Source organism: Sphingomonas sp. jy18 (assembly GCF_056931895.1).
In genome coordinates, this window is record NZ_JBXPBT010000008.1 from 89,432 (window position 1) to 112,386 (window position 22,955).

Genomic DNA, 22,955 nt, shown 5'->3' on the forward strand with positions numbered 1-22,955 from the left:
GCACTGCGGCTCATTCCAGACACGACAAGCCCTAAAAGCTCACCCGCGCCGTCACCCGCACATCGCGGCCGGCCAGCGGCACGAAGTCCTTGGTAAAGCTGGCGTGCCGCCGCGCATCGACGTCGAACAGGTTGTTGGCCGATGCGGTTAGCGTCAGCCCGCCGTTGCGGCCCAGCGGCTTCCATGACGCGGCCAGGTTGACCAGCGTGAAGCCGTCGGTGGCGGTTTCGAAATCGGCGATGCGGGTCTGGTCGTCCGCCCATTCCACCTCGCCGCGCAGGCTCAGCACGTCGTTGGCGAGCTCGAGGCCGCCACGCAGCCTGAGCGGCGGGATGCGGGGCAGGTCGCCGCCATTGCCGCTAAGCTCGGCGCGCACCACGTCCGCCACGCCCTCGGCGGTCAGGGTGAAGCCGCCGAACTGCGCGACCGGCGCGGTCAGTTCCAGCTCGGCGCCATAATAGCGGGCATCGCGCTGGAAATACTGGAACACCGGCAGATCGTCTTCCTCTTCGCCGGTCGGCGTTTCAAAGATGAAGCCGTCGAACCAGCTGATGAAGCCCGACAGGTTGGCGCGCACGCCGCCCACCTGTAGCCGCGCATAGGCTTCGACATTCCACGCCTTTTCCAGGCCGAAGTCGGGGTCGCCGATTTCATATTGCGATGTGGCGATGTGCGGCCCGTCGGAGAAAAGCTCCTCCGCGGCCGGCGCGCGCGCGGTGCGCGACACGGTCACGCCCACCTTGCTGGTGTCGTCGCTGCCCAGCGTGTGGCTGATACCGATCGCGCCCGACAGTGCGTCGAAATTGCGCTCGATGCCCAGCACGGTCGATCCGACGCTGGTCGTCTCATAGCGCGCCGACGCCTCGATGCCGATCGCGCCCAATGTGAACTCCTGCAGCGTGAACAGCGCAAACTGCTCGGTGTCATTCTGCGGCACGAACGCCTCGGCGCCGATCGCATTGAAATCGCGGTGGGAAAATTGCACGCCGCTCGCGCCGCGCCAGCCGCCCTTGTCGGATTGCACCAGCTCGGCACGCGCCTCCAGCCCCTGGTTGAGGAAGCGGGTGCCCACCTCGTCGCCCTCGAACTCGATATGCTCATAGTCGGCAAAGCCGCCACGGACGCGCAGCGTCTCGAAAAAGCCGTCGCCCAGCGCCACTTCGCCGCGGAAGTCGGCGCGCCACTGGGTCAGCCCGATGGTCACCGGCGCTTCTTCCTCGGCATCGCCGCCGCCGTCCTCGCCATGATGATGGCCCGCGCCCGGGCGCTCGGGCACGCCATAATTGCTGTCGAAATAGCTGACCGAAACGCCCAGTGATCCGCCGTCGGTGATCCACGCCAGCCCGGTGGCGGCAGACCAGGTCTCGGTCGCGCTGTTGGGCAGGCGCCCGCGCTGGTTCGCGGCTTCCTCCAGCTCGTCGGCTTCCTCGGTCTCGCCCGCGGCACGCTCCTCGGCGGCATCGGCCAGCAGATCGGCGCGCAGCCCCGGCGCGATCTGGAACCCGCCGATGCGGATATCGTCGCTGCGGCCATAGGCACCGTCCGCGTGGATAACCAGGTTGGCGGTCAGCGGCACGTCGATCGACAGCGCGCCCGATCGCTCGTCGGCGGCGCTGCCATAGGTGGCGAGTCCGTCGATATGCACCGCCTCGTCCGGCACGCTGCGCGGAATGCGGCGGTCGAAGATGTTGACCGCGCCGCCGCTGGCCGACGATCCGAACAGCAGGCTCGCCGGTCCGCGGATGATCTCCACGCGCTCGGCGGTCAGCGTGTCGAAGGCGACCGCATGGTCGGCGCTGGTGTTGGAGGCGTCGATCGAGCCGATGCCGTCGATCAGCACGCGCACCCGCTCGCCCTGGAAGCCGCGGATTACCGGGCGTGAGGCGCCGGGGGTAAAGCTGGTCGCCGAAACCCCGGGCTGCCGCGCCAGCGTGTCGCCGATCTGGGTACGGATATCGCGCGCCAGCTCGTCGCCCTGCACCACGCCCACCGTGCCGAACAGGTCGAGGCTGCGGACATAGGGCGCGGTGACGATTATGCTGTCGTCGGTGGTATGGACATCGTCATCATCCGCCGGCGCATTCTGCACCGGTGCGGGCGCCGTCTGGGCACTGGCGAGCGCGGGCAGGGCAAGTGCGGAAGAGGCAAGCGCGGTATGGGCAAACAGCAGGGAAAGACGCACGAATTCACTCCGGGAGAGACGAGTTTGCGCCGCGAGTAATGATATAAGATAACATTGGCAACCCATTCCGTCGCTCTACCGCCGCAATCCACCGCAGCCCGGCCAAGGAGACAGCACCGATCGCCCCTCGCTTTCCTGTGCGAGAGGGAACCCGAACTCCAAACCCGAACCCGTAGCCCTGAGCCTGTCGAAGGGCGCTTCTCAACATTGCAAAAGGCCCTCCAACAAGCTCAGGGTTACGACCCAACTTGGTCAGACAGCCTCCCAGCCGCGATCGCGCACCTGGCCGATGGGACGGAAATAGTTCACGCAGAGGCGCAGAGGCGCAGAGTGGAGAGGGTTCACGCGGAGACGCGGAGACGCGGAGGCGTGGGGGAAGAAAAGGGTTCACACAGAGGCACAGAGGAAGAAAACCGCAGAGATCGCAGAGAAGCCATGCGGCGAAGCCGCCTCAATCCCTCAACCCCGCAGTCCAATCCGACCGGGCAAAAGACAAACCGCTTCGCGGATCAGCGCAAATCCTCTGCGCCCTCTGCGCCCTCTGCGCCTCTGCGCGAACCCTATTCTTTCTCTTCTCCGCGCCTCCGCGCCTCTGCGTGAAATATTCCTGCTCCCCCCTCCGCGTCTCCGCGTCTCCGCGTGAACCAGAAAATCTCACACAAAGGCACAAAGGCACAAAGATCCGGCAGTCTGGCAATGCCAGCCTCGCCAACGACCGCAGCCCCTCCCGCACCGCCGACCGGAAACACCGTTCCGCGGCACAGCCCCGCTTCGTGCCTTCGTGCCTTTGTGTGAGATGAAGCAACACAGCGCCAAGCCTCAATCGGCACGCCCATCTTGACAAGATGAACCAAATCGGTTATACGCACCGACGCGTCCACCGGGTTTAGCGGCCCGGTCAGGCGCACAGGCCCGTCACAGCGGACCCTGCCGTCTCGCCGTGGCTGTCTTTGTCTTGGCCTTTCCCGTTCGCAGGCGAACGCGGCAGGTCTTGGCCTTTCCCGTTCGCAAGCGAACGCGGCAGGGCTGACTCCGCCTCCCGGCTCAGGGAGATGCGGCCCGCGCCCTCCCGGTTCGAAGAGGAGGGGGCAGGAGGACAGCGCGGAGCAAAGGGACTTGCCGGCTGCGCGCCCGAAAGGGGGCAAGGCGACCAGAGGCACAGGTGGGCCAGAAGCTGTGGCGGGGCGGCCGGTGCGGAATCGTTCGAAGGCCTCGGGCGGGACCAAACCACAAGCGCTGCAGCGGGAGACGCGGCCTCGAACCGGCTCCACATCTGAAGCAGTCGTCATCAACCGGTAAGTTGGTCCGGCTCATGGCGAATAGGATGGGGCGTGCTCCGGAAAGCCTCTTTCAGTCCGGCACGTGACCGTTGGCGCACCCTTCAAGGGCGTTCGTACACGCGCCCGAGCATAACCGTTACCCGTCCACCCCTTGCGAGCGTCAAGGCTAGGACGCACCGGCCGTAAACCCTGTTCAAGGGACGACCGACCCGAGACACCACATCCCGCAGCGTGGCATACACGGCTGCGCCATCGGCGCATCCAGATCCTCCCCGGCACGGGGAGGGGAACCACCCGCTGCACTACCGCTTGCGGTAGGGGAAGCACGAAGGGGCGGGTGGTCGAGGGGCCGGCGCGGCGTCATCCAGGTCCTCCCCGGCACGGGGAGGGGGACCACCCGCAGGGTGGGGGAGGGGCCGGCGCGGCGTTACGTGACGGCGAACTGCAGCCCCGGCACAGCGAGCTCCAGCGTCGAGCCAAACAAAAAGGCCGCGCCCCCCTCGGGAGCGCGGCCTTTTCGATGTCGGCAAGACCGGGCTGCCTCAGGCAGCGTCGTCCTGCTCGGCAGTGGCTTCGGCCTGGGTTTCCAGGAATTCCTCCGCCGCAGCAGCGGCTTCGGCTTCTTCCTCGGCAAACTGCTGGTCGATGACGTTGATGCCCTGCGCCTGCAGCTCGGCCTCGTCGGGCGAGCGCGCGACGTTGACCGAGACGGTCACCGCCACTTCGGGGTGCAGGTTGACGCGCACGTCGACCAGACCGAGCGACTTGATCGGACGTTCCAGCACCACCATCGCCTTGGAAACGGCGGTGTGGCCGGCTTCGTGCAGCGCTTCGACGATGTCGCGGACGCTGACCGAACCATAGAGCTGGCCGGCGTTCGACGCCTGGCGGATCAGCACCACCTTGGCGCCTTCGACCGTGCCGGCGATCTTCTGCGCATCGTCGCGGCGGGCCGCGTTGTCAGCTTCGATTCGGGCGCGGTTGGCTTCGAACACCTTCAGGTTGGCGGCGTTGCTGCGCAGCGCCTTCTTGTTCGGCAACAGGAAGTTACGGGCATAGCCGTCCTTCACCGAGACGACATCGCCGATGCCGCCCAGCTTGTCGATGCGTTCAAGCAGGATGATTTCCATGTCGGGCTCTCCTTACTTGACGATGAAGGGCAGCAGACCAATGTGGCGGGCGCGCTTGATCGCCTGCGCCAGCTCGCGCTGCTTCTTGGTGGATACCGCGGTGATGCGGCTGGGCATGATCTTGCCACGCTCGGACAGGAAGCCCGACAGCAGGCGCACGTCCTTGTAATCGATGCGCGGCGCGTCCTTGGCGGAGAAGGGGCAGGTCTTGCGGCGGCGGAAAAATGCGCGTGCCATGATTATTCGCCTCCCTCTTCGCGGTCGCGGCGGCCACGGCCACCACGGTCGCCCTTGCGCATCATCACCGACGGGCCGTCTTCATGTTCGTCGACGCGGATGGTGATGTAGCGGATGATGTCTTCGTTGATCGACGCCTGACGCTCGATTTCGGCAACGGTGTCGCCCGGCGCATCCATCGCCAGCAGCACGAAATGCGCTTTGCGATTCTTTTCGATCTTGTAGGCGAGTTGCTTGAGACCCCAGGTCTCGGTGCGCACGACCTTGCCGCCGCGCTCTTCCACAATGCCCGTCGCTCCCTCGGCCAGCGCATCGACCTGCGCCTGGCTGAGATCCTGACGCGCGAGGAAGACATGCTCGTAAAGAGCCATCTTGTTTATCCTTGCGTTGGCCGATCGCTGGCGCGGGCACCATGCCCGAACCCCTCCGGCTGTCGTCTGGGTCTTCTGATTCCGCCACGATCCAACGTGCGGAAGCGGGCGCCTATACAGATCGACTGCCGAAAAGCAAGGGTTGAGGTCGCAGGCGAGGTCGCATGCCGGTCGACGGTAAAAATGCAATTGAACATGTAAAATGCTTTTCAAAGTTTCTGCCAATGATAGTCTTCGACAGTTTCGGGATGGTCACAATCTGGAAGAGGGAAGCAACAATGAAAAAACTGATGATTGCCAGCGCTGTCGGTGTCGTCGGGCTCGCCGGCCTCGCCATTGCTGCGGCAGGCGGCATTGCCGGTGACGGCGGCACCGGCTGGCTTGTCCAATTGCCCGGTACCAGTGCCAAAAATTCCGGCGGCGCATCCGCGGCCAGCAGGGCCACGCTTGCCGTCGCAGCCGACTCAGCACCAGGGCAAGCCATTGCCGACAGCTATATCTGCGTGTTCCGCCCCGGGTCCGTCGGTCGCGGTGCGGCACAAAGCGAGGCCAATCGTTCGGCCCAGGCTGGCGGCGGCTCCGTGCGCCACGTCTATTCGGTCGCGTTGCAGGGCTTTGCCGTCAATGCCTCGGCCCAAGGCATCGAAAGAATGCGTGCGCACAATCCGAACATCGCGTTTTGCGAGCAGGATCAGGTCGCAGGGCTGATCTTCCCGGTCGAGGCGGCGGCCCGGCCGGGCGGGGGCGGTGGCGGCACGCAGCCTGCACAGACCATTCCGGCGGGCATTACCCGCGTCGGGGGCGGCGTCGCCGGGGCGACCGGGACGGCATGGGTCATCGACACGGGGATCGATCTCGACCATCCCGATCTCAACGTCGATGTTGCGCGCAGCCGCAATTTCGTCTCGCGCGAAACCTCGCCTGAAGATCTGAACGGCCATGGCACGCACGTCGCTGGCACCATCGCCGCGCGCGACAACAGCATCGGTGTCGTCGGCGTTGCGCCTGGCGCAACCGTCGTCGCGGTGCGCGTGCTCAACCGGCGTGGCACAGGGTCCTATGCGGATATCATTGCCGCGGTCGATTATGTCGCAGCCAATGGCCGCGCGGGCGATGTCGCCAACATGAGCCTCGGCGGCGGCACGTCGGCGGCGCTGGATACTGCCGTGGTCAATGCCGCCAGCCGTGGCATCGTCTTTGCTCTTGCGGCGGGCAACGAAGCACGGGACGCCAATCTGTCGTCCCCGGGCCGGGTCAATGGCGCCAATATCTATACCGTCTCGGCAGTCGACCGGAACGACGTCTGGGCCAGCTTCTCCAACTTCAACAATCCGCCGGTCGACTATGCGGAGCCGGGCGTGTCGGTCCTCTCGACATCGCTCAACGGCGGCTATGAGACGATGTCGGGAACGTCGATGGCGACCCCGCACCTTGCTGGTCTGTTCCTGCTCGGCCCGGTCCGCAATGGTGGCACCGCGATCAACGATCCCGATGGTCAGCCGGACGTCATTGGCGTGCGTTGATCCGCGTTCTATATTCGGACGGAGGGGGCGGCATCGATTGCCGCCCCTTTTTGCGTGCGCCCAGTCAGCGCAGCAGCCCGGCGGCAAACTCGGTCAGCGTATCGTCGCGTGCGCCCAGCACGATGATGCGGTCCCCGGCGCGCGCCGCCGCCAGCATCGCGTCGCCGCAGGCGGCGCGGCTGGGCAGATGCATGGCATCGCCACCCTGCGCCACGATGTCGGCCACCAGCGTCTCGCTGCCGACGCTGCGGTCCACCGTCCCGCCGAAATAGACGGGGTCGCACACCCACAGCCTGTCGCCGTCGCGCATCCCCCGGGCAAAGCTGGTCGCCAGTTCCTTGCCCATCTGCCGCAAGGGGCCATAGCCATGCGGCTGGAAAAAGATCAGCGCCCTGCCCGGCTGAGTCGCCACGGCGGCAAGCGTTGCCGCGACCTTGTCCGGGTTATGCGCGAAATCGTCGATCACCGTGACGCCGCGCGCGCTGCCGACCACTTCATAGCGCCGCGCCAATCCGGCGAAATCGGCAAGCGCCACCACGCTTTCCGCCACCGGCACGCCCGCCGCCTGGGCCGCGGCGATGGCGGCGAGGGCATTGGCGACATTGTGCCGCCCGGCCATGCGGATGAAGGCACCGTGGCTCGATCCATTGGCGTGCACCGTGAAATGGCTGCCGAACGGCTCGGCACGAAAATCGCTCGCCCGCACCTGCGCTCTCAGGGCGAAGCCAAAGGTCACCGCCCGCCCGCCAAGCAGCGGCGCACTCTCCGCATCGTCGGCATTGACCACCGCCACGCCAGCCTTGCGCGTGAAATCGCCGAACAGCCCGTGCAGCTCGGCCAGGCTCTTGTGGTCCAGGCTGATGTTGGTGACCACCGCGACCGTGGGATTGTAGAGCGCGATCGATCCGTCGCTCTCGTCCACCTCGCTGACATAGCAGCCCGCGCCGCCCGGCAGCGCGCTGGCATAGGGATTGTCCGGGCCGGAGAAGTTGCGCATCACCGCGCCGTTCATCACCGTTGGCGCGCGGCCGGCCCGGTGCAGGATCCAGCCGATCATGCCTGTCACCGTCGACTTGCCACTGGTCCCGGCCACCCCGATGCGGTCGCTCGCCGCATTGAACAGCGCGGAGTTGAGCTCCGCCCGCGTCATCCGCGCCGCGCCCAGCGCCTTGGCCCGGGCGACGTCGGGCACGCTGTCCTCTATAGCGGCGGAGGCGACCAGTATCTGCTGCGCGGAGTCGAGGCCGCTGCCGTCCTGCGCGAACAGCCGTACGCCCTGCCGCTCCAGCCAGCCGAACTTGTCGCCGGTCCGCCCCTGGTCGAGGCTGCGGTCGCTGCCCCACACCTCTGCCCCGCGCGCCCGGGCGATCATCGCCAGCGGCAGCATCCCGGATCCGCCGATACCGCAGAAGAAATAGCGTTTTGCCTCACTCATGCCGCCCCGCTATGGGTTTTTGCCTGAGTGCGCAATTGCGCTGCCTTCTACGAGCTCAGCTTGAGTGCAAACGCCGTCAAAGAGATAGCTCATATGCTATTCGTGAAGCGATGGCTCGCTAGTTAAACGTGTCGGCCAAGCCATCGCCGCCTTGTGCAGATAGTTCTCTGGCATCGCGGATTGGCCAGCGCACGAACGCCAAAATCCACAAGGCGACCATTCCGGCCAACGGAAAAATCCCAACAGCCGCCCACAACGGTGAAAACCCAAGTCGATGCAATGCGCGCATAATCACCAGAAGTTGCGCGATCCACAGCACCCAAAAAACAAGCTGTACGCTCATCGCCGCCCCCACTGATTGTCGCGGGCGTCTGGTATCGGCCATTTTGCGAAGGCGATGATGAGGATGGCAACAACAGGAATTGCCCCGGCCAATGCCACCCATCGAGAGAAGCCAAGTCGACGCAAAATGATGCCTAACGGCACGGCCCAAAGTGCCATGGATGCTGCAATGATGACCCAATGGATCGCGGATGCTGCCATTGCCGGTCACTAGCATGATCGCGCAGAAAATAAATTGGGGAATTACACCAAGGCTGTTAACGGCAAAAGCACTCACCCTGAGCCTGCCGAAGGGTGACGAATTGGAGCGGGGAAGTGGCTGTGACAACAAGAATCGGCATCGTCGCCCCTTCGGTCTATCTGCTGCCCAGCCATTATGAGCGCGCCAACGCGATGGTCGCGGCGCACTTCCCCGATGTCGAGCTGGTCTGGCATCCGCAGGTGTTCGCGCGCGCGCCCAATGAGGTCGGCGGCGAAACCGGCTTCGTCCTGTCGGACACCACCCATGTTCCCGATGCCGCGATGCATGGCCATTTCGCCGGGTCGGACGCGCAGCGCGCCGCCGCCTTTGTCGAAATGGCCAATCGGGAGGATATCGACGCGATCTGGTTCGCGCGCGGCGGCTATGGCGCGGGTCGCATCGCGCAGGATGTGCTGCCGCTGCTGGGCCCGGCGGCGCGCGCCAAGACCTATATGGGCTACAGCGATGCCAGCTACATGCTGGCGCTGCTCTATCGCGCCGGCTTCCCGCACCTCTGCCATGGCCCGATGGTCATCGACGGATCGGAGGAAGCGCGGATGCGCGCCGTCGCCTGGCTCGCACGCAAGGACCCGCGCAGCCTGGAGCCGGGCTTGAGGGCAGGGGAGCGCTATGCCGCCTTCAACCTGATCAGTGCGGCGATGATGGTCGGCACGCCGCTGTGGCCGGACCTTTCGGGCCATGTACTGATGGTCGAGGAAGTCGGCGAATATCTCTACGCCGTCGACCGCTGCTTCTTCGCGCTCACCACCGCCCAATGGCGCAGCCCGCCCGCCGAGATCCGGCTGGGGCAGGTTACCGATATCAAGGAAAACGACCGCCCCTACGGCAAGGACGAAGTCGGCATCGCCCAGGACTGGTGCGCCCGAGCCAACATCCGCTACGGCGGCCGCGCCGAAATCGGCCACTATGCGGGCAACAAGGTCGTGCCGTTCGGGCGGTTTGGCGGGTAATTTCCGAACACAGTGCACGCGGAGACGCGGAGACGCGGAGGGGCTTTGATCGAGCGGGCGGTTGATGACATCAGCGCGGACGTGCTTGACCTCGCGTTGCGGATCCATCGCGATCTGGGTCCGGGCTTGCTTGAAAGCGTCTACGAAACGGTTTTGGCGGGTAAGCTGGTCGGGCTTGGCTATCTGGTCGAACGTCAGAAGTCTGTCGACATCATCTTTGAAGGTCAGCGTTTCGACGGTGCCTTCCGCGCCGATCTGATTGTCAACCAGACCTTGATCGTGGAAATCAAATCGGTCGAAAGGTTATCCGCCTCCCACGCGAAGCAGTTGCTCACTTACCTCCGTCTGATGCACAAGCCGGTCGGGCTGTTGATCAACTTCGGTGGTGCGACGCTAAGGGAAGGTGTGAAGCGCATCGTCAACGGCCATAAACCCTCCGCGTCTCCGCGTCTCCGCGTGAACAATGCAGACATTTGAACCCAACAGGAAATCAGCATGAGAGCTTTCATCTTCCCCGGCCAAGGCAGCCAATCCGTCGGCATGGGCGTGGCGCTTGCCGCGGCGAGCCCCGTCGCCCGCGAGGTGTTTCAGGAGGTCGACGATGCGCTCGGCCAGCATCTGTTCGCGCTGATGCGCGAAGGGCCGGAGGCCGACCTTACCCTGACGGAGAACGCCCAGCCCGCGATCATGGCCAACGCCATCGCCACGCTGCGCGTGCTCGAAAAGGAAGGCAATGTCCGCCTGTCGGACAAGTGCGCCTTCGTCGCCGGCCACAGCCTCGGCGAATATAGTGCGCTGTGCGCTGCCGGTGCCTTCGACCTCGCCACCACCGCCCGCCTGCTCAAGCTGCGCGGGACAGCGATGCAGGCCGCGGTGCCGGTCGGCGTCGGCGCGATGGCGGCGCTGCTCGGCGCGGATATCGAAAAGGCGCAAGGCTTGTGCGATGCTGCCGTCGCCAGCGTTCACGCTGGGGGAAGACAAGACGAAGACTCAGGGGAAACGCTGACCGTCGCCAATGACAATGACCCGTCGCAGGTCGTCATCTCCGGCCACACCGCCGCCGTCGAGCGCGCCATCGCGCTGACCAAGGAACATGGCATCAAGCGCGGCATCCTGCTCCCCGTCTCCGCCCCGTTCCACTGCCCGCTGATGCAGCCCGCCGCCGATGCGATGGCTGAGGCGCTCAAGGCGCACCCGCCCACCGCCCCGCTCGTCCCCCTCTACGCCAACGTCACCGCCGCCCCGGTGGCCGACGCCGCCACCATCGCCGCGCAACTGGTCGAGCAAGTCACCGGCCGCGTCCGCTGGCGGGAAAGCGTCGCCAATATGGCAGAGGCCGGCGTCGCCCACTTCGTCGAATTCGGCGGCAAGGTGCTGACCCCGATGGTCAAGCGCATCGTGCCGGATGCGAATGCGACCAGCGTGGTGACGATGGACGATATCGAGGGGCTGCTGAGGGAGTTGTAAGGTTCTTCGCAGACGAAGCAACATTCTCTATTGTATCGATTATGATATAGAGTAACATTGCGGCGAGGGAGGTAGGCCATGCGGGACTGGGTGCGGTGGTGGTCGACTGGTCAATGGTTGCTGGTGGCGGTCCTGCTGACATCGCCTTTATGGCTTGGCAGTAACCAAGCGCCTTTTGCACGACAAGTCGCGCCAGGCTCGACGATGCGCGCTTTTGCCTCCGCCGCTGAGCTTGAAGCGGTACTGGCGTCAGCGAGGGTGCGTTATGATCAGCCGGCTGTCGCCGAAGAAGCGGCGGCTGATTCGCTCAACGCACTTCCCATGCTGGCCGAGCCCGCAGCAGTACCGGCACCGGAACTGGCGTCTGAACGCGCAGGCGAACCCGCCGCAGATTCCGTCACCAATGTGCAGACAGCAGGTGTCGATGAGGGTGGCATCGTCAAACGCAGCGGCGATCTGTTGGTGGTGCTCCGCCGAGGGCGATTATTCACGGTCTCGCTGGCAGACGGCCGGCTGCGGACTGTTGACAAGATCAACGCCTATCCCGGCACGCTGGGCACAAGCTCGGACTTTGCCGATGCATGGTACGACGAGATGCTGGTCAGCGGCAATCTCGTCGTGGTCATCGGCTACAGCTATGCGCGCCAAGGCACAGAAATCAGTCGCTTTCGACTGAACCGCGATGGCCGGCTGAGCTATCGTGACACGCACCACATCCGCTCGGCTGATTATTATTCGGGCCGCAACTATGCCTCGCGTCTGATCGGTAATCGCTTGATCGTCTATTCGCCATTGCCGGTCGGCGGGCGCAAGCTGGAGGACGATCTCCCGGCGATTGCTAGGTGGACAGGCAGCGCAGAGAAGCAGCGCTTCGTACCATATGCCGATCATGGCGATGTCTATATGGCCGACCCGTTCTGGTCGGGAGGGCCCGATGATGTCGAGACGCTCCATACGGTCTCCACATGCGACCTGACGGCCGAGAATTTGGATTGTTCGGCGACTGTGGTTTTGGGCGGCTGGTCGCGCACCTTCTATGTCTCGGCAGATGCGGTCTACATCTGGACCGATTGGGCTGATGATGCTGATGACAACCGTGCAATGCTCTATCGCATGCCGCTTGCGGGCGGAAAGCCGCAAGCTGTAATCGTTGCCGGTAGCCCGATCGATCAATTCTCTCTGCTGCAGCGCGGAGGTTATTTGCATGTGCTGACCGCATCCTTTGGGGGCGGTGATGCGATGTTCGCCCCAGAATTTGCAGATAGCGGCGCGTTGGCGCTGTTGCGGCTTCCGTTGTCGCAATTCGGCTCAGGGAGCAGTGCTGCTAGCGCCGACCTTTACCAAGATGTGCCCGATCTTGACGGGTTCGGACTGCAGAATCGCTTTGTCGGCGATTATCTGGTTTATGCTACCGCGAGCCACGCTCGGGATGGCGAAGGCACTCAGGCGGCATACGTCGTCCCGCTTGCCGGAGGCGCGGTCGCCAAGCTCGAACCGGGCCATCGGGTGACACGTATCGACCGCATGGGTGCGGACGCGATCTTGATCGGGCAGAACACCAACCGGTCGCTTGCATTCACATCAGTGCGCCTTGATGCAAACCCGAGCATCGTCAATCGCTTTGCCCTGCCCGGCGCGGGTGAAGGCGAAAACCGCAGCCACGCCTTCTTCTACCGGCCCGACACAGACTCTGCCGATGGGGCTTCGGGCCTGTTGGGGCTACCGGTGACGCGGCAGAGCGATGGCAATGGGCCGCACTTTCTGCGTAGCGGAGGGTCAATCCTGTTTCTGCGCCGCGCCAACCGTCGCCTCACCAATGCTGGCGAACTGGATGCCGGACCGGGCATGGCTGCTTCGGACGATCACTGCCTTGCCTCTTGTGTTGACTGGTATGGCAATGCCCGCCCTATTTTTGTCGGCTCTCGCATCTTTGCGTTGTTGGGCTATGAACTGGTCGAGGGCACGATGAGCGACGGTCGCATCCGCGAGGTGCGGCGGGTCAACTTTACGCCGCGCCGACGGGATCTGCGGCAGGCCCCGGGACAGACTGAGGAATAAACATGTTCGACCTAACAGGCATGACCGCGCTGGTGACCGGCGCTTCGGGGGGAATCGGCTCGGCTATCGCGCGCGCGCTGGCGGGGCAGGGGGCGCGGCTGGCGCTGTCGGGCAGCAATGCGGAGAAACTTGCGGCGTTCGCGGCGGAGCTTGGCGGCGATCATGTCCAGCTCGTCTGCAACCTCTCCGATCCTGCCGCTGTCGATGGCCTCGTCCCGCAGGCGGTCGAGGCGCTCGGCGGCAAGCTCGACATCCTCGTCAACAATGCCGGCGTCACGCGCGACAATCTGGCGATGCGGATGAAGGACGATGAGTGGGACCAGGTGATCCGCATCAATCTGGAGGCCGCCTTCCGCCTGTGCCGCGCCGCCGCCAAGCCGATGATGAAGGCGCGCTTCGGCCGCATCGTCTCGATCACCAGCGTCGTCGGCGTGACCGGCAATCCGGGGCAGGCCAATTATGCCGCGTCCAAGGCGGGAATCATCGGCATGTCCAAGGCGCTGGCGCAGGAATTGGCGACGCGCGGCATCACGGTGAATTGCGTCGCCCCCGGCTTCATCGCCTCGGCCATGACCGACGCGCTGCCCGATGCGCAGAAGGACGCGCTCAACGCCCGCATCCCTGCCGGCAAGATGGGTGAGGGCACGGATATCGGCGCGGCGGTGGCCTATCTCGCCAGCCGGGAGGCCGGCTATGTCACCGGCCAGACGCTGCACGTGAACGGCGGGATGGCGATGATATGAGGCACGTCTGGCGCATGCCTGCCGCGAGCCTGCTGGCGGCATGGGCACTTGCAGCGGCTGCCCCCGCCACCGCTGCCGAAGGCGTCGATTGCGTGGTCGATCTGCTCAACGACGGGCAGCGTGCCGAATTCTACGACGCCTATCGTGCCGACCGTCCGCCATCGGAATCGCTGCAGGCGGCCCTGCGCGCCGCGTTGCAGGCGTGCACCGATGCGCATGGCTGGAACGATGCGGCGCAGCAGGCGGCGCGGCGCTACAGCGTGGCGCGGCTGCTTTACGATCAGTTGATTGCCAATGCCCCGTTCAGCACCGACGAGCTGACCAGGCTCGCGACCGCCTTCGACGCCGTCGACGATGAGACCGCGCAGCGTTGGGTGGAGCAGGGCATCGCCGAAGCGGATGTCGGTCGCCTGTCGGCCCTGCTCGCGCAGGCCGGCGTCACCGTTGATGAGCGCAATGGCGAATTCGTCGGGGAATTCTTCGCCGCGCGCTATACCGCCATCCGCACCCGCGCCGCTTTTGCGAGCTTGTGACCACGCAGTTTCGCTCCCCCCTTGCGCCGCTCCGCGCCGCCCTCTAGTGCAGCGCCTTAACCGCCGTTCATAATGCCAAAGGAAGAATCTCCATGAGCGACACCGCAGACCGCGTGAAGAAAATCGTCGTCGAGCATCTCGGCGTCGAAGCCGACAAGGTCACCGAAGATGCGAGCTTCATCGACGATCTGGGTGCCGACAGCCTCGATATCGTCGAGCTGGTGATGGCCTTCGAAGAAGAATTCGGCGTTGAAATTCCTGACGATGCTGCCGAAAAGATCGGCACGGTCAAGGATGCCATCAGCTTCATCGACGAGCATAGCGCCTGATTTCACGCTGGCAGCGCCATCGCGCTGCCACTGAGACAGTGGGGCTTCCCGGTTGCAGCGGTCGCACGCTGGTAAACCGGGAAGCCCTTGCTATTTATACGCCAGCGCCCGGCACGTATGGGGCGACAGGGAAAGAGCAAGGGAAGGAATTTGCCGATGCGGCGTGTCGTCGTCACAGGTCTGGGGCTGGTTACACCGCTTGGGGCGGATGTGGAGACGGCCTGGTCGAACCTGCTCGCCGGCAAATCGGGCGCGGGGCGGATTACCCGTTTCGATGCGGAAGCCGGCGGGCAGAAATGCCTGATCGCCTGTGAGGTCAAGCCGGCCGATCACCCCTATGGCTTCGATCCCAACAAGCGCGTCGATCACAAGGTGCAGCGCCAGGTCGATCCCTTCATCATCTATGGCATCGACGCCGCCGGCCAGGCGCTGGAGGATGCCGGCCTCACCGAGATGAGCGAGGCCGACAAGCTGCGCACCGGCTGCTCGATCGGCTCGGGCATCGGCGGCCTGCCGGGCATCGAAGAGGAATCGGTCAACCTGCATGAGCGCGGCCCCGGCCGTGTCTCGCCGCACTTCGTGCATGGCCGCCTGATCAATCTCATCACCGGGCAGGTGCAGATCAAATATGGCCTCAAGGGCCCCAATCATTCGGTGGTCACCGCCTGCTCCACCGGCGCGCATTCGATCGGCGACGCCGCGCGCATGATCCGCGACGACGATGCCGACATCATGCTCGCCGGTGGCGCCGAATCGACCGTCAATCCCCTCGGCATCGCCGGCTTCGCGCAGGCGCGCGCGCTCAACATGAGCTACAATGACCGTCCCGAACAGGCCAGCCGCCCCTATGACAAGGACCGCGACGGGTTCGTCATGGGCGAAGGCGCAGGCGTGGTGGTGCTCGAGGAATATGAGCATGCCAAGGCGCGCGGCGCGAAAATCTATGCCGAAGTGGTCGGCTATGGCCTGTCGGGCGACGCCTATCACGTCACCGCTCCGCATCCTGATGGCGATGGCGCCTACCGGTCGATGGAGATGGCGCTGAAGAAGGCGGGGATGACCCCATCCGACATCGATTACATCAACGCCCATGGCACCTCGACCATGGCCGACACCATCGAGCTCGCCGCGGTCAAGCGCCTGTTCGGCAATGCCATCGCCACCGTCTCGATGTCGTCGACCAAGTCGGCCATCGGCCATCTGCTGGGCGGCGCCGGCGCGGTCGAGACGATCTTCTGCATCCTCGCCATCCGCGACCAGATCGTCCCGCCGACACTCAACCTCGACAATCCCGACGAAGGGACCGAGGGTGTCGATCTGGTGCCGCACACCGCGCGCAAGCGCACCGTGCGCGCCGCGCTCAACAACAGCTTCGGCTTCGGCGGCACCAACGCCAGCGTCATCGTCAAGGCGATCGAGGACTGACACAGACAAAGGAAAGCCGCTTGTCCTGAGCTTGTCGAAGGGCTGCCCTTTTCTTCGCAGCGGCGCAGAAGGAAGAGCAGCCCTTCGAAGGCCAGGGTGAGCGGGTTTGGGACAACCAATGGTGCGCGCGCTTCTCACCCTTCTGCTCGCTCTCCTCCTCGCTGCCTGTTCGGGCGGCGCGCCGCGCGATGCCAGCTTCGTCATCCCGGAAGGGGCGAGCGTCGCCCGCGCGGCGCAGATCATGGAGGAGGCCGGCGCCGTCGAAAGCGCCGAAGGCTTCCTGCGCCACGCCCGCCTGTTCGGCTCGGACGATCCGATCAAGCCCGGCGAATATGAAGTCGAGGCGGGGGACAGCAACGCCGACGTGCTGGCGCTGCTGCAGTCGGGCCGCACCCGCCAGCGCTTCGTCACCATCCCCGAAGGCATGCCCTCGATCCTGGTCTACGAACGGCTGATGGCCAACCCGCACCTGACCGGCAGCATCGACGTGCCGGCGGAGGGCAGCGTGCTGCCCGATACCTACGCCATCCAGCGCGGGGAGCCGCGCGCCGCCGTGCTGGCACGGATGCAGGCGGCGATGGACCGCGCCTTTGCCGAGGCCTGGGAGGATCGCAGCGCCCGCGCTTTCCCCACCAACCGCATGCAGACGATGGCGCTTGCTTCGATCATCGAAAAGGAAACCGCCAAGCCGTCGGAACGCCGCACGGTGGCCGGGGTCTACACCAACCGGCTGCGCGTCGGCATGCGGCTGCAGGCCGATCCGACCATCATCTACCCCATCACCCGGGGCAAGCCGCTCGGCCGCCGCATCCGCCGGTCGGAAATCGATGCGGTCAACGATTACAACACCTACAGCCGCGCTGGCCTGCCGGTCGGACCGATCGCCAACCCGGGCCGCGAATCGATCCGCGCCGCGCTCGATCCCGCCAACACCGACTATCTCTATTTCGTGGCGGACGGCAGCGGCGGCCATGTCTTCGCCCGCACGCTGGACGAGCATAACGCCAACGTCCGCCGCTGGCGGCAGATCCGCGCCGAACGCGGAATCTGACTGCCCGTTCGGTGCCTTTGGGGTTGTCAGCTCAGCCAACCCTTGGCTTTGGCGTTGCGTGCCAGCGCCCATAGCGCGATCTGGATGCCCAATATGGCAATCGTCAGCCCCCAGTCGGCGCCGCCGAATTGGCTGACCAGCCCGCTCAGTGCCAGCGGCCAGGCATAGGTACCAAGCGTTGCCAGCATCGCGACCAACAAGATGGGTACGGCCAGCGCCTTGCGCATCAGTAGCATTAGTGTGCCGATCAGCCCGCCCCATACGGCAATTGCGAATAGCGCCGTCGCCCACGTCGGGCGCCCGGTGATCAGCTGCTGGTTCAGGTCCGGCAGCGTCGCCAGAGTCGCCGCGTCCATCCGCATTTCGCTGACATAGGCAAAACAGCCAAACGCCATCCACAGCAAGCCAAGCGCTGCGGCAATCATGAACCAGGTCGGTGCCTTGGTCATCATCCTGTCTCCCCCCACGGCTTTTCAACCTTCCAAAGCATGCGCCTCTGCGCCGGGATAGGCAACAGGCGCAGCGCTGCGCTTGACGCTCGCCGCCGCCTTGCCCAGTCGTCTGGCATGAGCACTGCAGCGCCGCCCTCTAACGCCCCCGTTCCCAACACGCCCGTCATTGTCACCGCGCTGATGGGGCAGGCCGACTTTGCCTGGGCCAACGACCTGCGCCGCACCCACTTCCCACCCGAACGCAACCATGTGCCTGCCCACATCAGCCTGTTCCATCACCTCCCGCCGGCCCGCCTTCCCGAGCTGATGCACCTGCTGCGGGATATTGCCGCCGCCGCGCCCCCGCCGGCGCGGCTGGCCGATGTGCTGCTGCTCGGTCGCGGCGTTGCCTTGCGCGTCGATTCGCCCGAACTCCTCGCCATGCGCGAGCATATCGCCTGGCATTTCGAAGCCGACCTGATCCCGCAGGACCAGGGCACGCCGCGCCTCCACATCACCATCCAGAACAAGGTCGAACCGGCAGCCGCAAAGGCGCTGCACGCGGCCCTCTCTGCCACATTCCGGCCGCGCCCGCTGGCGATTGCGGGGCTTGCAGCCTGGCATTATCTGGGCGGGCCATGGCAACGCGCTGGACAGGTCAAGTTCCGTGGAGCCCGCCGATGACATCCGCCAACACAGCCGCTTGACCGCACCGCGCACGCTACTTATAGCCCCCCGCCTGACGCCGCTCCGCGGTGCAGCGCCTTGGTAGGGCGGAGTAGCTCAGCTGGTTAGAGCGGTGGAATCATAATCCATAGGTCGGGGGTTCAAGTCCCTCCTCCGCTACCATCTCTCCGATGTTTTGCAGTAGGTTCCGGCCCCACGCCGGCACATCCGCTCTTGCGGGCGTGCACCAGGCGCGGCACGGCAGACGTGCGCCACGCCAGCGGCGCTGCAGCGAAAGGGAGGGGCTCTTGGCCGACGATCATGAGGAAATCCGCGCATCGGTCCGTCGGCTATGTGCGGAATTTCCTGGCAGCTACTGGCAGGCCAAGGATCGCGATCGCGCCTATCCCGGCGAATTCGTCCAGGCACTGACCGACGCCGGTTTCCTCTCCGTGCTGATACCGGAGGCCTATGGCGGTTCCGGGCTGGGTTTGGGCGCGGCGACCGCGATCCTCGAGGAAATCCACCGCGCGGGATGCAACGGCGGCGCCTGCCATGCGCAAATGTATGTGATGGGCACCCTGCTCAAGCATGGCAGCGCGGCGCAGAAGGCCGAGTGGCTGCCGCAGATTGCTTCCGGCGCCATCCGCCTGCAGGCGTTCGGCGTGACCGAGCCGACCAGCGGCACGGACACCACCCGCATCGCCACCTTCGCCCGTCGCGATGGCGATGACTTTCTTGTCAGCGGCCAGAAAATCTGGATCAGCCGTGCGGAATACAGCGATCTCATGGTCCTGCTGGTGCGCACTACCCCGCGCGAGGACTGCGCCCGGCCATCCGAGGGGATGAGCGTGCTGCTGGTCGACATGCGCCATGCGGTCGGCAACGGCCTGACCATCCGCCCGATCCGCACCATGCTCAACCATGCCACCACAGAGCTGTTCTTCGACGATCTGCGCGTGCCGGCATCGCATCTTATCGGGCAGGAAGGGCAGGGGTTCCGCTACATTCTCGACGGCATGAATGCGGAGCGCATCCTCATCGCCAGCGAATGTATCGGCGACGGCCGCTTCTTCGTCGATCGTGCCAGCGCCTATGCCGGGCAGCGCAGCGTCTTCGGGCGGCCGATCGGGGTCAACCAGGGCGTGCAGTTCCCCATCGCCCGCGCCCACGTTCAGCTCTCCGCGGCCGCGCTGATGGTCGACAAGGCCGCTGCGCTGTTCGACGGCGGAGAGGCGTGCGGCACCGAAGCCAATATGGCCAAGATGCTGGCCTCCGAAGCAAGCTGGGCGGCGGCAGACATGTGCATCCAGACCTACGGCGGCTTCGGCTTTGCCGAGGAATATGACATCGAACGCAAATTCCGCGAAACGCGGCTGTATCAGGTGGCGCCGATCAGCACCAACCTCATCCTCAGCCATGTCGCCACCCACGCGCTCGGATTGCCCAAGTCCTTCTAGACCGCTGTCCGTGCGGACGGGTCATCGTCATTGTGCATGGGTCGCTGCCGCTGATACACAGGCGCGGGGCCAAAGCGGGCGCTCTGACGCACAGGCCGGACGGGCGCGCTTTTGGGCCACTCCGGCGAGACGCCGCAGGATGAGGGGGGATCGGACCATGATGCCGCACCGCGAAAGACACCTCGTCGCCCGTATCGGCTGGCTGCGCGCGGCGGTGCTGGGCGCAAATGATGGCATCGTGTCCACGGCCAGCCTGCTGCTGGGTGTCGCTGCCGCGGGCGGAAATCGCTCCGCCCTTTTGGTCGCCGGCGTTGCCGGGCTCGTCGCCGGAGCGATGTCGATGGCTGCGGGCGAATATGTGTCGGTCAGTTCGCAAGCCGACACTGAGCGCGCCGACATCGCGCGCGAGCGCGAGGAGCTGTCGACCCAGCCCGAAACCGAACTCGCCGAACTCGCCGCCATCTACGAATCGCGCGGCGTCGATGCCGCCACCGCGCTGACCGTGGCCCGGCAGATGACCGCGTTCGACGCGATCGGTACCCACGCGCGGGACGAGTTGCACATCAGCGGCGCTACCAGCGCCAAGCCGGTGCTGGCCGCCCTGTCGTCGGCCGCGGCGTTCACCGTCGGCGCCGCCCTGCCACTGTTGCTCGCCGCCATTCTGCCAACCGCCTGGCTGGTCACCGGCCAGGCCGCCGGCTCCATCCTGTTCCTCGCCATCCTCGGCGCCGTTGGCGCCGTGGCTGGCGGCGCCAACCCCGTGCGACCAGTGGCACGCGTCGTCTTCTGGGGCGCTCTGGCCATGGCCCTCACCGCCGGAATCGGAAGCCTGGTGGGCACAGCCGTCTGACCAAGGCCAGGCGCCGCCGACAGCAGATTATCGTCGAGAGGGGCCGGCTCACTGCCGGGCGGGTACTTCCAGCCGCCGCTGGAAAAAATGGTGCCAGAAGAGGACTCGCATCGAATAATGTTTTCTGTGTTATAACAGCAACATAGGCGATGTGGTTTTTGCGAAGGCCCGCAGAAAAGCCCGCATTTCAATGTGGTCTAGAGGTTCGAGTCCAATTCAGGGACTCGAAACTTACAAGAATGGCGGATTTCCGCCATTTCCATACCGTGAACAAAAGCAGAAAATTGGACGCTTCAGGGACCGAAAGGCCCGCAAAAACTCGTTCCTGCAACGTTCCAACTTGCCTCTCGCAATCTCGCACGATCCTCATCAGCGCGAGGTTTACGCGGTCTGTTGATGTGATCGCAGGCTTGCACGTCACCAGTTCGTTTTTCCATCTTAAGGCGTGAAGATGCCCGCCGGCTCCGCATAGCTCTTAATCGTGCGCTCGGGCCGCTCATGCCAGCCGATGTTGAACGCCCAGTAGGTCGGGAAGAAGTAGAGCGTCGAGTAAGGCAGGTTCTCATGCACCCAGCGCGCAAGGAGCCGCCAATCGCCGGGCTCCCGATGTTTCGCCCAGAAACTGGGTACGACAACGCAAGCCATCGCCCCCATGTAGCCGTCAGCGTCGAGGCGATCCCAGATGTGCCCTGCGTAATTGCTCTCATTCGAGGCGCAGGTGTAGCCGGCTTTCTTCTTGCGCTGCATGTCGTTGCAGAACCCGTTCACTTCGCACGAGCGGTAGGCGGAGCGGATGGCGATCCGCCCCCAGTGATCCTGTAGCGGCTCGAGCAAATCCTCGCAGAGCCGCTTGCCGGCTTTAATGGCCAGCTCTGGGTCATCGGGCGCGTTGTTCAGCCCGTGAATCATGGCGACTTCCGAATAGAGCATGTCGCGCATGAAGAAGGATTTCGACAGCTGTACCCGCCCCAGTTCTGTGAGCGAAGGAACGTTGCGTGCCGTCCCGAGCCGCTTAACCCGGCCACCGGATGACTCCGCTACCCATCCGATCCTCAGTGCGACACCATCGCAGACTTTTGTCGGACTGATTGTGCCGACTGCCGCCTCTGGAAAACCCATGGCATCCGCAAAGGCCCGGTAATCGTCAAACCAGGAGCGTTTGGGGCAAAAGCTCTGAACGATCATCGCTGCATCGCGCGCGCAATAGCGTTGGGCTTCGATGACTGCGGAGGCCGTGCGGTGGATGAGTTGGTAACGGATTGTCCCGACTGCCGCCGGATCGAGATCGAGAATCCGGCATAGCCTCTCCAGGCGTGCCGGGCGCGCGGTCGCATCCCCTTTTGCCTCTGAAAGCCACTCCTGGACTGTTGGGCCGAAAGTCTCGTCCACTTTCGCCTCGACGGCCAGAACGCCAAGACGCCCATCAAGCCGAAGGATTGCCATGAGGTCGGTCTGGCTCGGTCGCTGACCATCACCAAGGTCGACCGGGCGCTCTAAAAACGCATCGACCAATGTAGCTCCCTTGAACGCGGGGTCATGATCGAGAGCCGATTGCACTGAAGGCGGAAGCCCGTTCGCAGAAAACCAGAGATCAGCCACCGATTTGGCAGAACGACCAGGCTGCCAATGCGTTGGAGATCCGAGGTGATGGATCACGTCTTCGGGTCGCAATACCGGGACATGCAGGCGGCGGATGGTCGATGCACTTTTCATGGCGCCGAGCTTCTTTTCTTCCAGCATCATGTCAACATCAGATAATAAGCACCGCGGTCATACGACGAGCTCGCCTTGAGATGTTAAGAGATCCAAAAGGCCAGCGTGCCACATAGAATGTCGCACGATATCGGAATTGAAGATATCCTCTGCGTGCAGGACCACGAACGTAAAATAGGGCCATGACACGATCTCTGCACGCCGACTTGGCGGAACGCTATTTTCTTGAGGACCTCCCCGGCGCCACTCAACTGGGCGCCCGGTTGAACGGGATTCTCTTGAAGATTGATGCAGGCGAGCAGATGACCGCGCTACAGCGGCAGTTTCTCGCCACGACCGGCCTGCATGCACTCGTCACCTTGGCCGACGGTAAGACAAACCTGGGAGAGTTTCGGGCCGCGGCCAAGCAGGAGCAGGCAGCGCGCATCGAGGAGGCTGCGTGTAGATTTCCACTGAGAAGTGACCCGGTATTTCCATCGAGAATTGACCCGGGTGATGGTATGTCCCGCAGAGCGGG

Annotated in this window: 22 protein-coding genes and 1 tRNA gene; 15 read left to right on the plus strand and 8 right to left on the minus strand. The window is 64.7% G+C overall.

Annotation, left to right across the window (positions count from 1 at the left end):
• Positions 1 to 31: 31 nt before the first annotated feature.
• The 4 genes from AC0QC4_RS15270 to rpsF form a co-directional block, all read right to left on the minus strand.
• Entirely contained in the window at positions 32 to 2,182 is a 2,151-nt protein-coding gene (locus tag AC0QC4_RS15270; RefSeq protein ID WP_483660796.1) for a TonB-dependent receptor, read from the minus strand.
• Between the two features lie 1,822 nt (positions 2,183 to 4,004).
• A complete protein-coding gene (rplI, locus tag AC0QC4_RS15275; RefSeq protein ID WP_483660797.1) occupies positions 4,005 to 4,592 on the minus strand; it encodes a 50S ribosomal protein L9 in 588 nt (195 codons plus the stop codon).
• 12 nt (positions 4,593 to 4,604) lie between these two features.
• Positions 4,605 to 4,829 carry a 30S ribosomal protein S18 gene (rpsR, locus tag AC0QC4_RS15280; RefSeq protein ID WP_483660799.1) on the minus strand — a complete coding sequence of 75 codons (225 nt, stop codon included), beginning with the start codon at positions 4,827 to 4,829 and terminating at the stop codon, positions 4,605 to 4,607.
• Positions 4,830 to 4,831: 2 nt separating this feature from the next.
• Positions 4,832 to 5,200 (minus strand): 30S ribosomal protein S6, encoded by a 369-nt coding sequence (gene rpsF, locus AC0QC4_RS15285; protein WP_483660801.1) that lies wholly within the window; start codon positions 5,198 to 5,200, stop codon positions 4,832 to 4,834.
• Between the two features lie 278 nt (positions 5,201 to 5,478).
• Between rpsF and AC0QC4_RS15290 the strand changes: the two genes are divergently transcribed.
• Complete coding sequence (locus AC0QC4_RS15290; RefSeq protein WP_483660803.1) at positions 5,479 to 6,723, plus strand: S8 family serine peptidase; 1,245 nt, start codon at positions 5,479 to 5,481, stop codon at positions 6,721 to 6,723.
• Positions 6,724 to 6,787: 64 nt separating this feature from the next.
• Here the strand turns inward: AC0QC4_RS15290 and AC0QC4_RS15295 are convergent, their stop codons facing one another.
• Together AC0QC4_RS15295 and AC0QC4_RS15300 are read right to left on the minus strand one after the other, a co-directional pair.
• Positions 6,788 to 8,158 (minus strand): Mur ligase family protein, encoded by a 1,371-nt coding sequence (locus AC0QC4_RS15295; protein WP_483660805.1) that lies wholly within the window; start codon positions 8,156 to 8,158, stop codon positions 6,788 to 6,790.
• 118 nt (positions 8,159 to 8,276) lie between these two features.
• Positions 8,277 to 8,777 carry a hypothetical protein gene (locus AC0QC4_RS15300; RefSeq protein ID WP_483660807.1) on the minus strand — a complete coding sequence of 167 codons (501 nt, stop codon included), beginning with the start codon at positions 8,775 to 8,777 and terminating at the stop codon, positions 8,277 to 8,279.
• A gap of 44 nt (positions 8,778 to 8,821) precedes the next feature.
• On the opposite strand from AC0QC4_RS15300, the gene AC0QC4_RS15305 reads away from it, so the two are divergent.
• From AC0QC4_RS15305 to mltG, 9 genes are all read left to right on the plus strand, one after another.
• Positions 8,822 to 9,712 carry an LD-carboxypeptidase gene (locus AC0QC4_RS15305; protein WP_483660809.1) on the plus strand — a complete coding sequence of 297 codons (891 nt, stop codon included), beginning with the start codon at positions 8,822 to 8,824 and terminating at the stop codon, positions 9,710 to 9,712.
• Between the two features lie 45 nt (positions 9,713 to 9,757).
• Positions 9,758 to 10,189: a GxxExxY protein gene (locus AC0QC4_RS15310; protein ID WP_483660811.1), complete on the plus strand. Its 432-nt coding sequence runs from the start codon at positions 9,758 to 9,760 to the stop codon at positions 10,187 to 10,189.
• An 18-nt stretch (positions 10,190 to 10,207) separates the two neighbouring features.
• Complete coding sequence (fabD, locus tag AC0QC4_RS15315) at positions 10,208 to 11,179, plus strand: ACP S-malonyltransferase (protein ID WP_483660813.1); 972 nt, start codon at positions 10,208 to 10,210, stop codon at positions 11,177 to 11,179.
• A gap of 78 nt (positions 11,180 to 11,257) precedes the next feature.
• Positions 11,258 to 13,237: a beta-propeller domain-containing protein gene (locus AC0QC4_RS15320; RefSeq protein WP_483660815.1), complete on the plus strand. Its 1,980-nt coding sequence runs from the start codon at positions 11,258 to 11,260 to the stop codon at positions 13,235 to 13,237.
• 2 nt (positions 13,238 to 13,239) lie between these two features.
• A complete protein-coding gene (gene fabG, locus AC0QC4_RS15325) occupies positions 13,240 to 13,980 on the plus strand; it encodes a 3-oxoacyl-[acyl-carrier-protein] reductase (RefSeq protein ID WP_483660817.1) in 741 nt (246 codons plus the stop codon).
• 14 nt (positions 13,981 to 13,994) lie between these two features.
• Entirely contained in the window at positions 13,995 to 14,513 is a 519-nt protein-coding gene (locus tag AC0QC4_RS15330) for a hypothetical protein (RefSeq protein WP_483660819.1), read from the plus strand.
• Positions 14,514 to 14,605: 92 nt separating this feature from the next.
• Complete coding sequence (locus AC0QC4_RS15335; RefSeq protein ID WP_483660821.1) at positions 14,606 to 14,842, plus strand: acyl carrier protein; 237 nt, start codon at positions 14,606 to 14,608, stop codon at positions 14,840 to 14,842.
• A gap of 156 nt (positions 14,843 to 14,998) precedes the next feature.
• Positions 14,999 to 16,267, plus strand: coding sequence for a beta-ketoacyl-ACP synthase II (gene fabF, locus AC0QC4_RS15340; protein ID WP_483660823.1), 1,269 nt, complete (start codon positions 14,999 to 15,001; stop codon positions 16,265 to 16,267).
• Positions 16,268 to 16,385: 118 nt separating this feature from the next.
• Entirely contained in the window at positions 16,386 to 17,318 is a 933-nt protein-coding gene (gene mltG, locus AC0QC4_RS15345; protein WP_483660825.1) for an endolytic transglycosylase MltG, read from the plus strand.
• Positions 17,319 to 17,344: 26 nt separating this feature from the next.
• Here the strand turns inward: mltG and AC0QC4_RS15350 are convergent, their stop codons facing one another.
• Positions 17,345 to 17,767 carry a hypothetical protein gene (locus tag AC0QC4_RS15350; protein ID WP_483660827.1) on the minus strand — a complete coding sequence of 141 codons (423 nt, stop codon included), beginning with the start codon at positions 17,765 to 17,767 and terminating at the stop codon, positions 17,345 to 17,347.
• 117 nt (positions 17,768 to 17,884) lie between these two features.
• Here AC0QC4_RS15350 and AC0QC4_RS15355 point away from each other — a divergent pair, with 117 nt between their 5' ends.
• From AC0QC4_RS15355 to AC0QC4_RS15370, 4 genes are all read left to right on the plus strand, one after another.
• Positions 17,885 to 18,433 carry a 2'-5' RNA ligase family protein gene (locus tag AC0QC4_RS15355; protein ID WP_483660829.1) on the plus strand — a complete coding sequence of 183 codons (549 nt, stop codon included), beginning with the start codon at positions 17,885 to 17,887 and terminating at the stop codon, positions 18,431 to 18,433.
• Positions 18,434 to 18,521: 88 nt separating this feature from the next.
• Positions 18,522 to 18,598: transfer RNA gene (locus tag AC0QC4_RS15360), tRNA-Met, on the plus strand.
• A 125-nt stretch (positions 18,599 to 18,723) separates the two neighbouring features.
• Positions 18,724 to 19,875 (plus strand): acyl-CoA dehydrogenase family protein, encoded by a 1,152-nt coding sequence (locus tag AC0QC4_RS15365; RefSeq protein ID WP_483660831.1) that lies wholly within the window; start codon positions 18,724 to 18,726, stop codon positions 19,873 to 19,875.
• 157 nt (positions 19,876 to 20,032) lie between these two features.
• Positions 20,033 to 20,725, plus strand: a complete 693-nt coding sequence (locus tag AC0QC4_RS15370) for a VIT1/CCC1 transporter family protein (RefSeq protein WP_483660834.1) — start codon at positions 20,033 to 20,035, stop codon at positions 20,723 to 20,725.
• A gap of 438 nt (positions 20,726 to 21,163) precedes the next feature.
• Here the strand turns inward: AC0QC4_RS15370 and AC0QC4_RS15375 are convergent, their stop codons facing one another.
• Positions 21,164 to 22,468 (minus strand): DUF6946 family protein, encoded by a 1,305-nt coding sequence (locus AC0QC4_RS15375; RefSeq protein WP_483660836.1) that lies wholly within the window; start codon positions 22,466 to 22,468, stop codon positions 21,164 to 21,166.
• A gap of 152 nt (positions 22,469 to 22,620) precedes the next feature.
• Here AC0QC4_RS15375 and AC0QC4_RS15380 point away from each other — a divergent pair.
• Positions 22,621 to 22,955: hypothetical protein (locus AC0QC4_RS15380; protein WP_483660838.1), on the plus strand; the 335-nt coding region annotated here is incomplete at its 3' end.

What these genes read in the sequence shown, in the direction of transcription:
- rplI (WP_483660797.1), bottom strand. Translation starts at nt 4,592, where the DNA reads ATGGAAATCATCCTGCTTGAACGCATCGACAAGCTGGGCGGCATCGGC.
- rpsR (WP_483660799.1), bottom strand. Translation starts at nt 4,829, where the DNA reads ATGGCACGCGCATTTTTCCGCCGCCGCAAGACCTGCCCCTTCTCCGCC.
- rpsF (WP_483660801.1), bottom strand. Translation starts at nt 5,200, where the DNA reads ATGGCTCTTTACGAGCATGTCTTCCTCGCGCGTCAGGATCTCAGCCAG.
- AC0QC4_RS15290 (WP_483660803.1), top strand. Translation starts at nt 5,479, where the DNA reads ATGAAAAAACTGATGATTGCCAGCGCTGTCGGTGTCGTCGGGCTCGCC.
- AC0QC4_RS15295 (WP_483660805.1), bottom strand. Translation starts at nt 8,158, where the DNA reads ATGAGTGAGGCAAAACGCTATTTCTTCTGCGGTATCGGCGGATCCGGG.
- fabD (WP_483660813.1), top strand. Translation starts at nt 10,208, where the DNA reads ATGAGAGCTTTCATCTTCCCCGGCCAAGGCAGCCAATCCGTCGGCATG.
- AC0QC4_RS15320 (WP_483660815.1), top strand. Translation starts at nt 11,258, where the DNA reads ATGCGGGACTGGGTGCGGTGGTGGTCGACTGGTCAATGGTTGCTGGTG.
- fabG (WP_483660817.1), top strand. Translation starts at nt 13,240, where the DNA reads ATGTTCGACCTAACAGGCATGACCGCGCTGGTGACCGGCGCTTCGGGG.
- AC0QC4_RS15330 (WP_483660819.1), top strand. Translation starts at nt 13,995, where the DNA reads ATGCCTGCCGCGAGCCTGCTGGCGGCATGGGCACTTGCAGCGGCTGCC.
- AC0QC4_RS15335 (WP_483660821.1), top strand. Translation starts at nt 14,606, where the DNA reads ATGAGCGACACCGCAGACCGCGTGAAGAAAATCGTCGTCGAGCATCTC.
- fabF (WP_483660823.1), top strand. Translation starts at nt 14,999, where the DNA reads ATGCGGCGTGTCGTCGTCACAGGTCTGGGGCTGGTTACACCGCTTGGG.
- mltG (WP_483660825.1), top strand. Translation starts at nt 16,386, where the DNA reads ATGGTGCGCGCGCTTCTCACCCTTCTGCTCGCTCTCCTCCTCGCTGCC.
- AC0QC4_RS15350 (WP_483660827.1), bottom strand. Translation starts at nt 17,767, where the DNA reads ATGACCAAGGCACCGACCTGGTTCATGATTGCCGCAGCGCTTGGCTTG.
- AC0QC4_RS15355 (WP_483660829.1), top strand. Translation starts at nt 17,885, where the DNA reads ATGAGCACTGCAGCGCCGCCCTCTAACGCCCCCGTTCCCAACACGCCC.
- AC0QC4_RS15370 (WP_483660834.1), top strand. Translation starts at nt 20,033, where the DNA reads ATGATGCCGCACCGCGAAAGACACCTCGTCGCCCGTATCGGCTGGCTG.
- AC0QC4_RS15375 (WP_483660836.1), bottom strand. Translation starts at nt 22,468, where the DNA reads ATGATGCTGGAAGAAAAGAAGCTCGGCGCCATGAAAAGTGCATCGACC.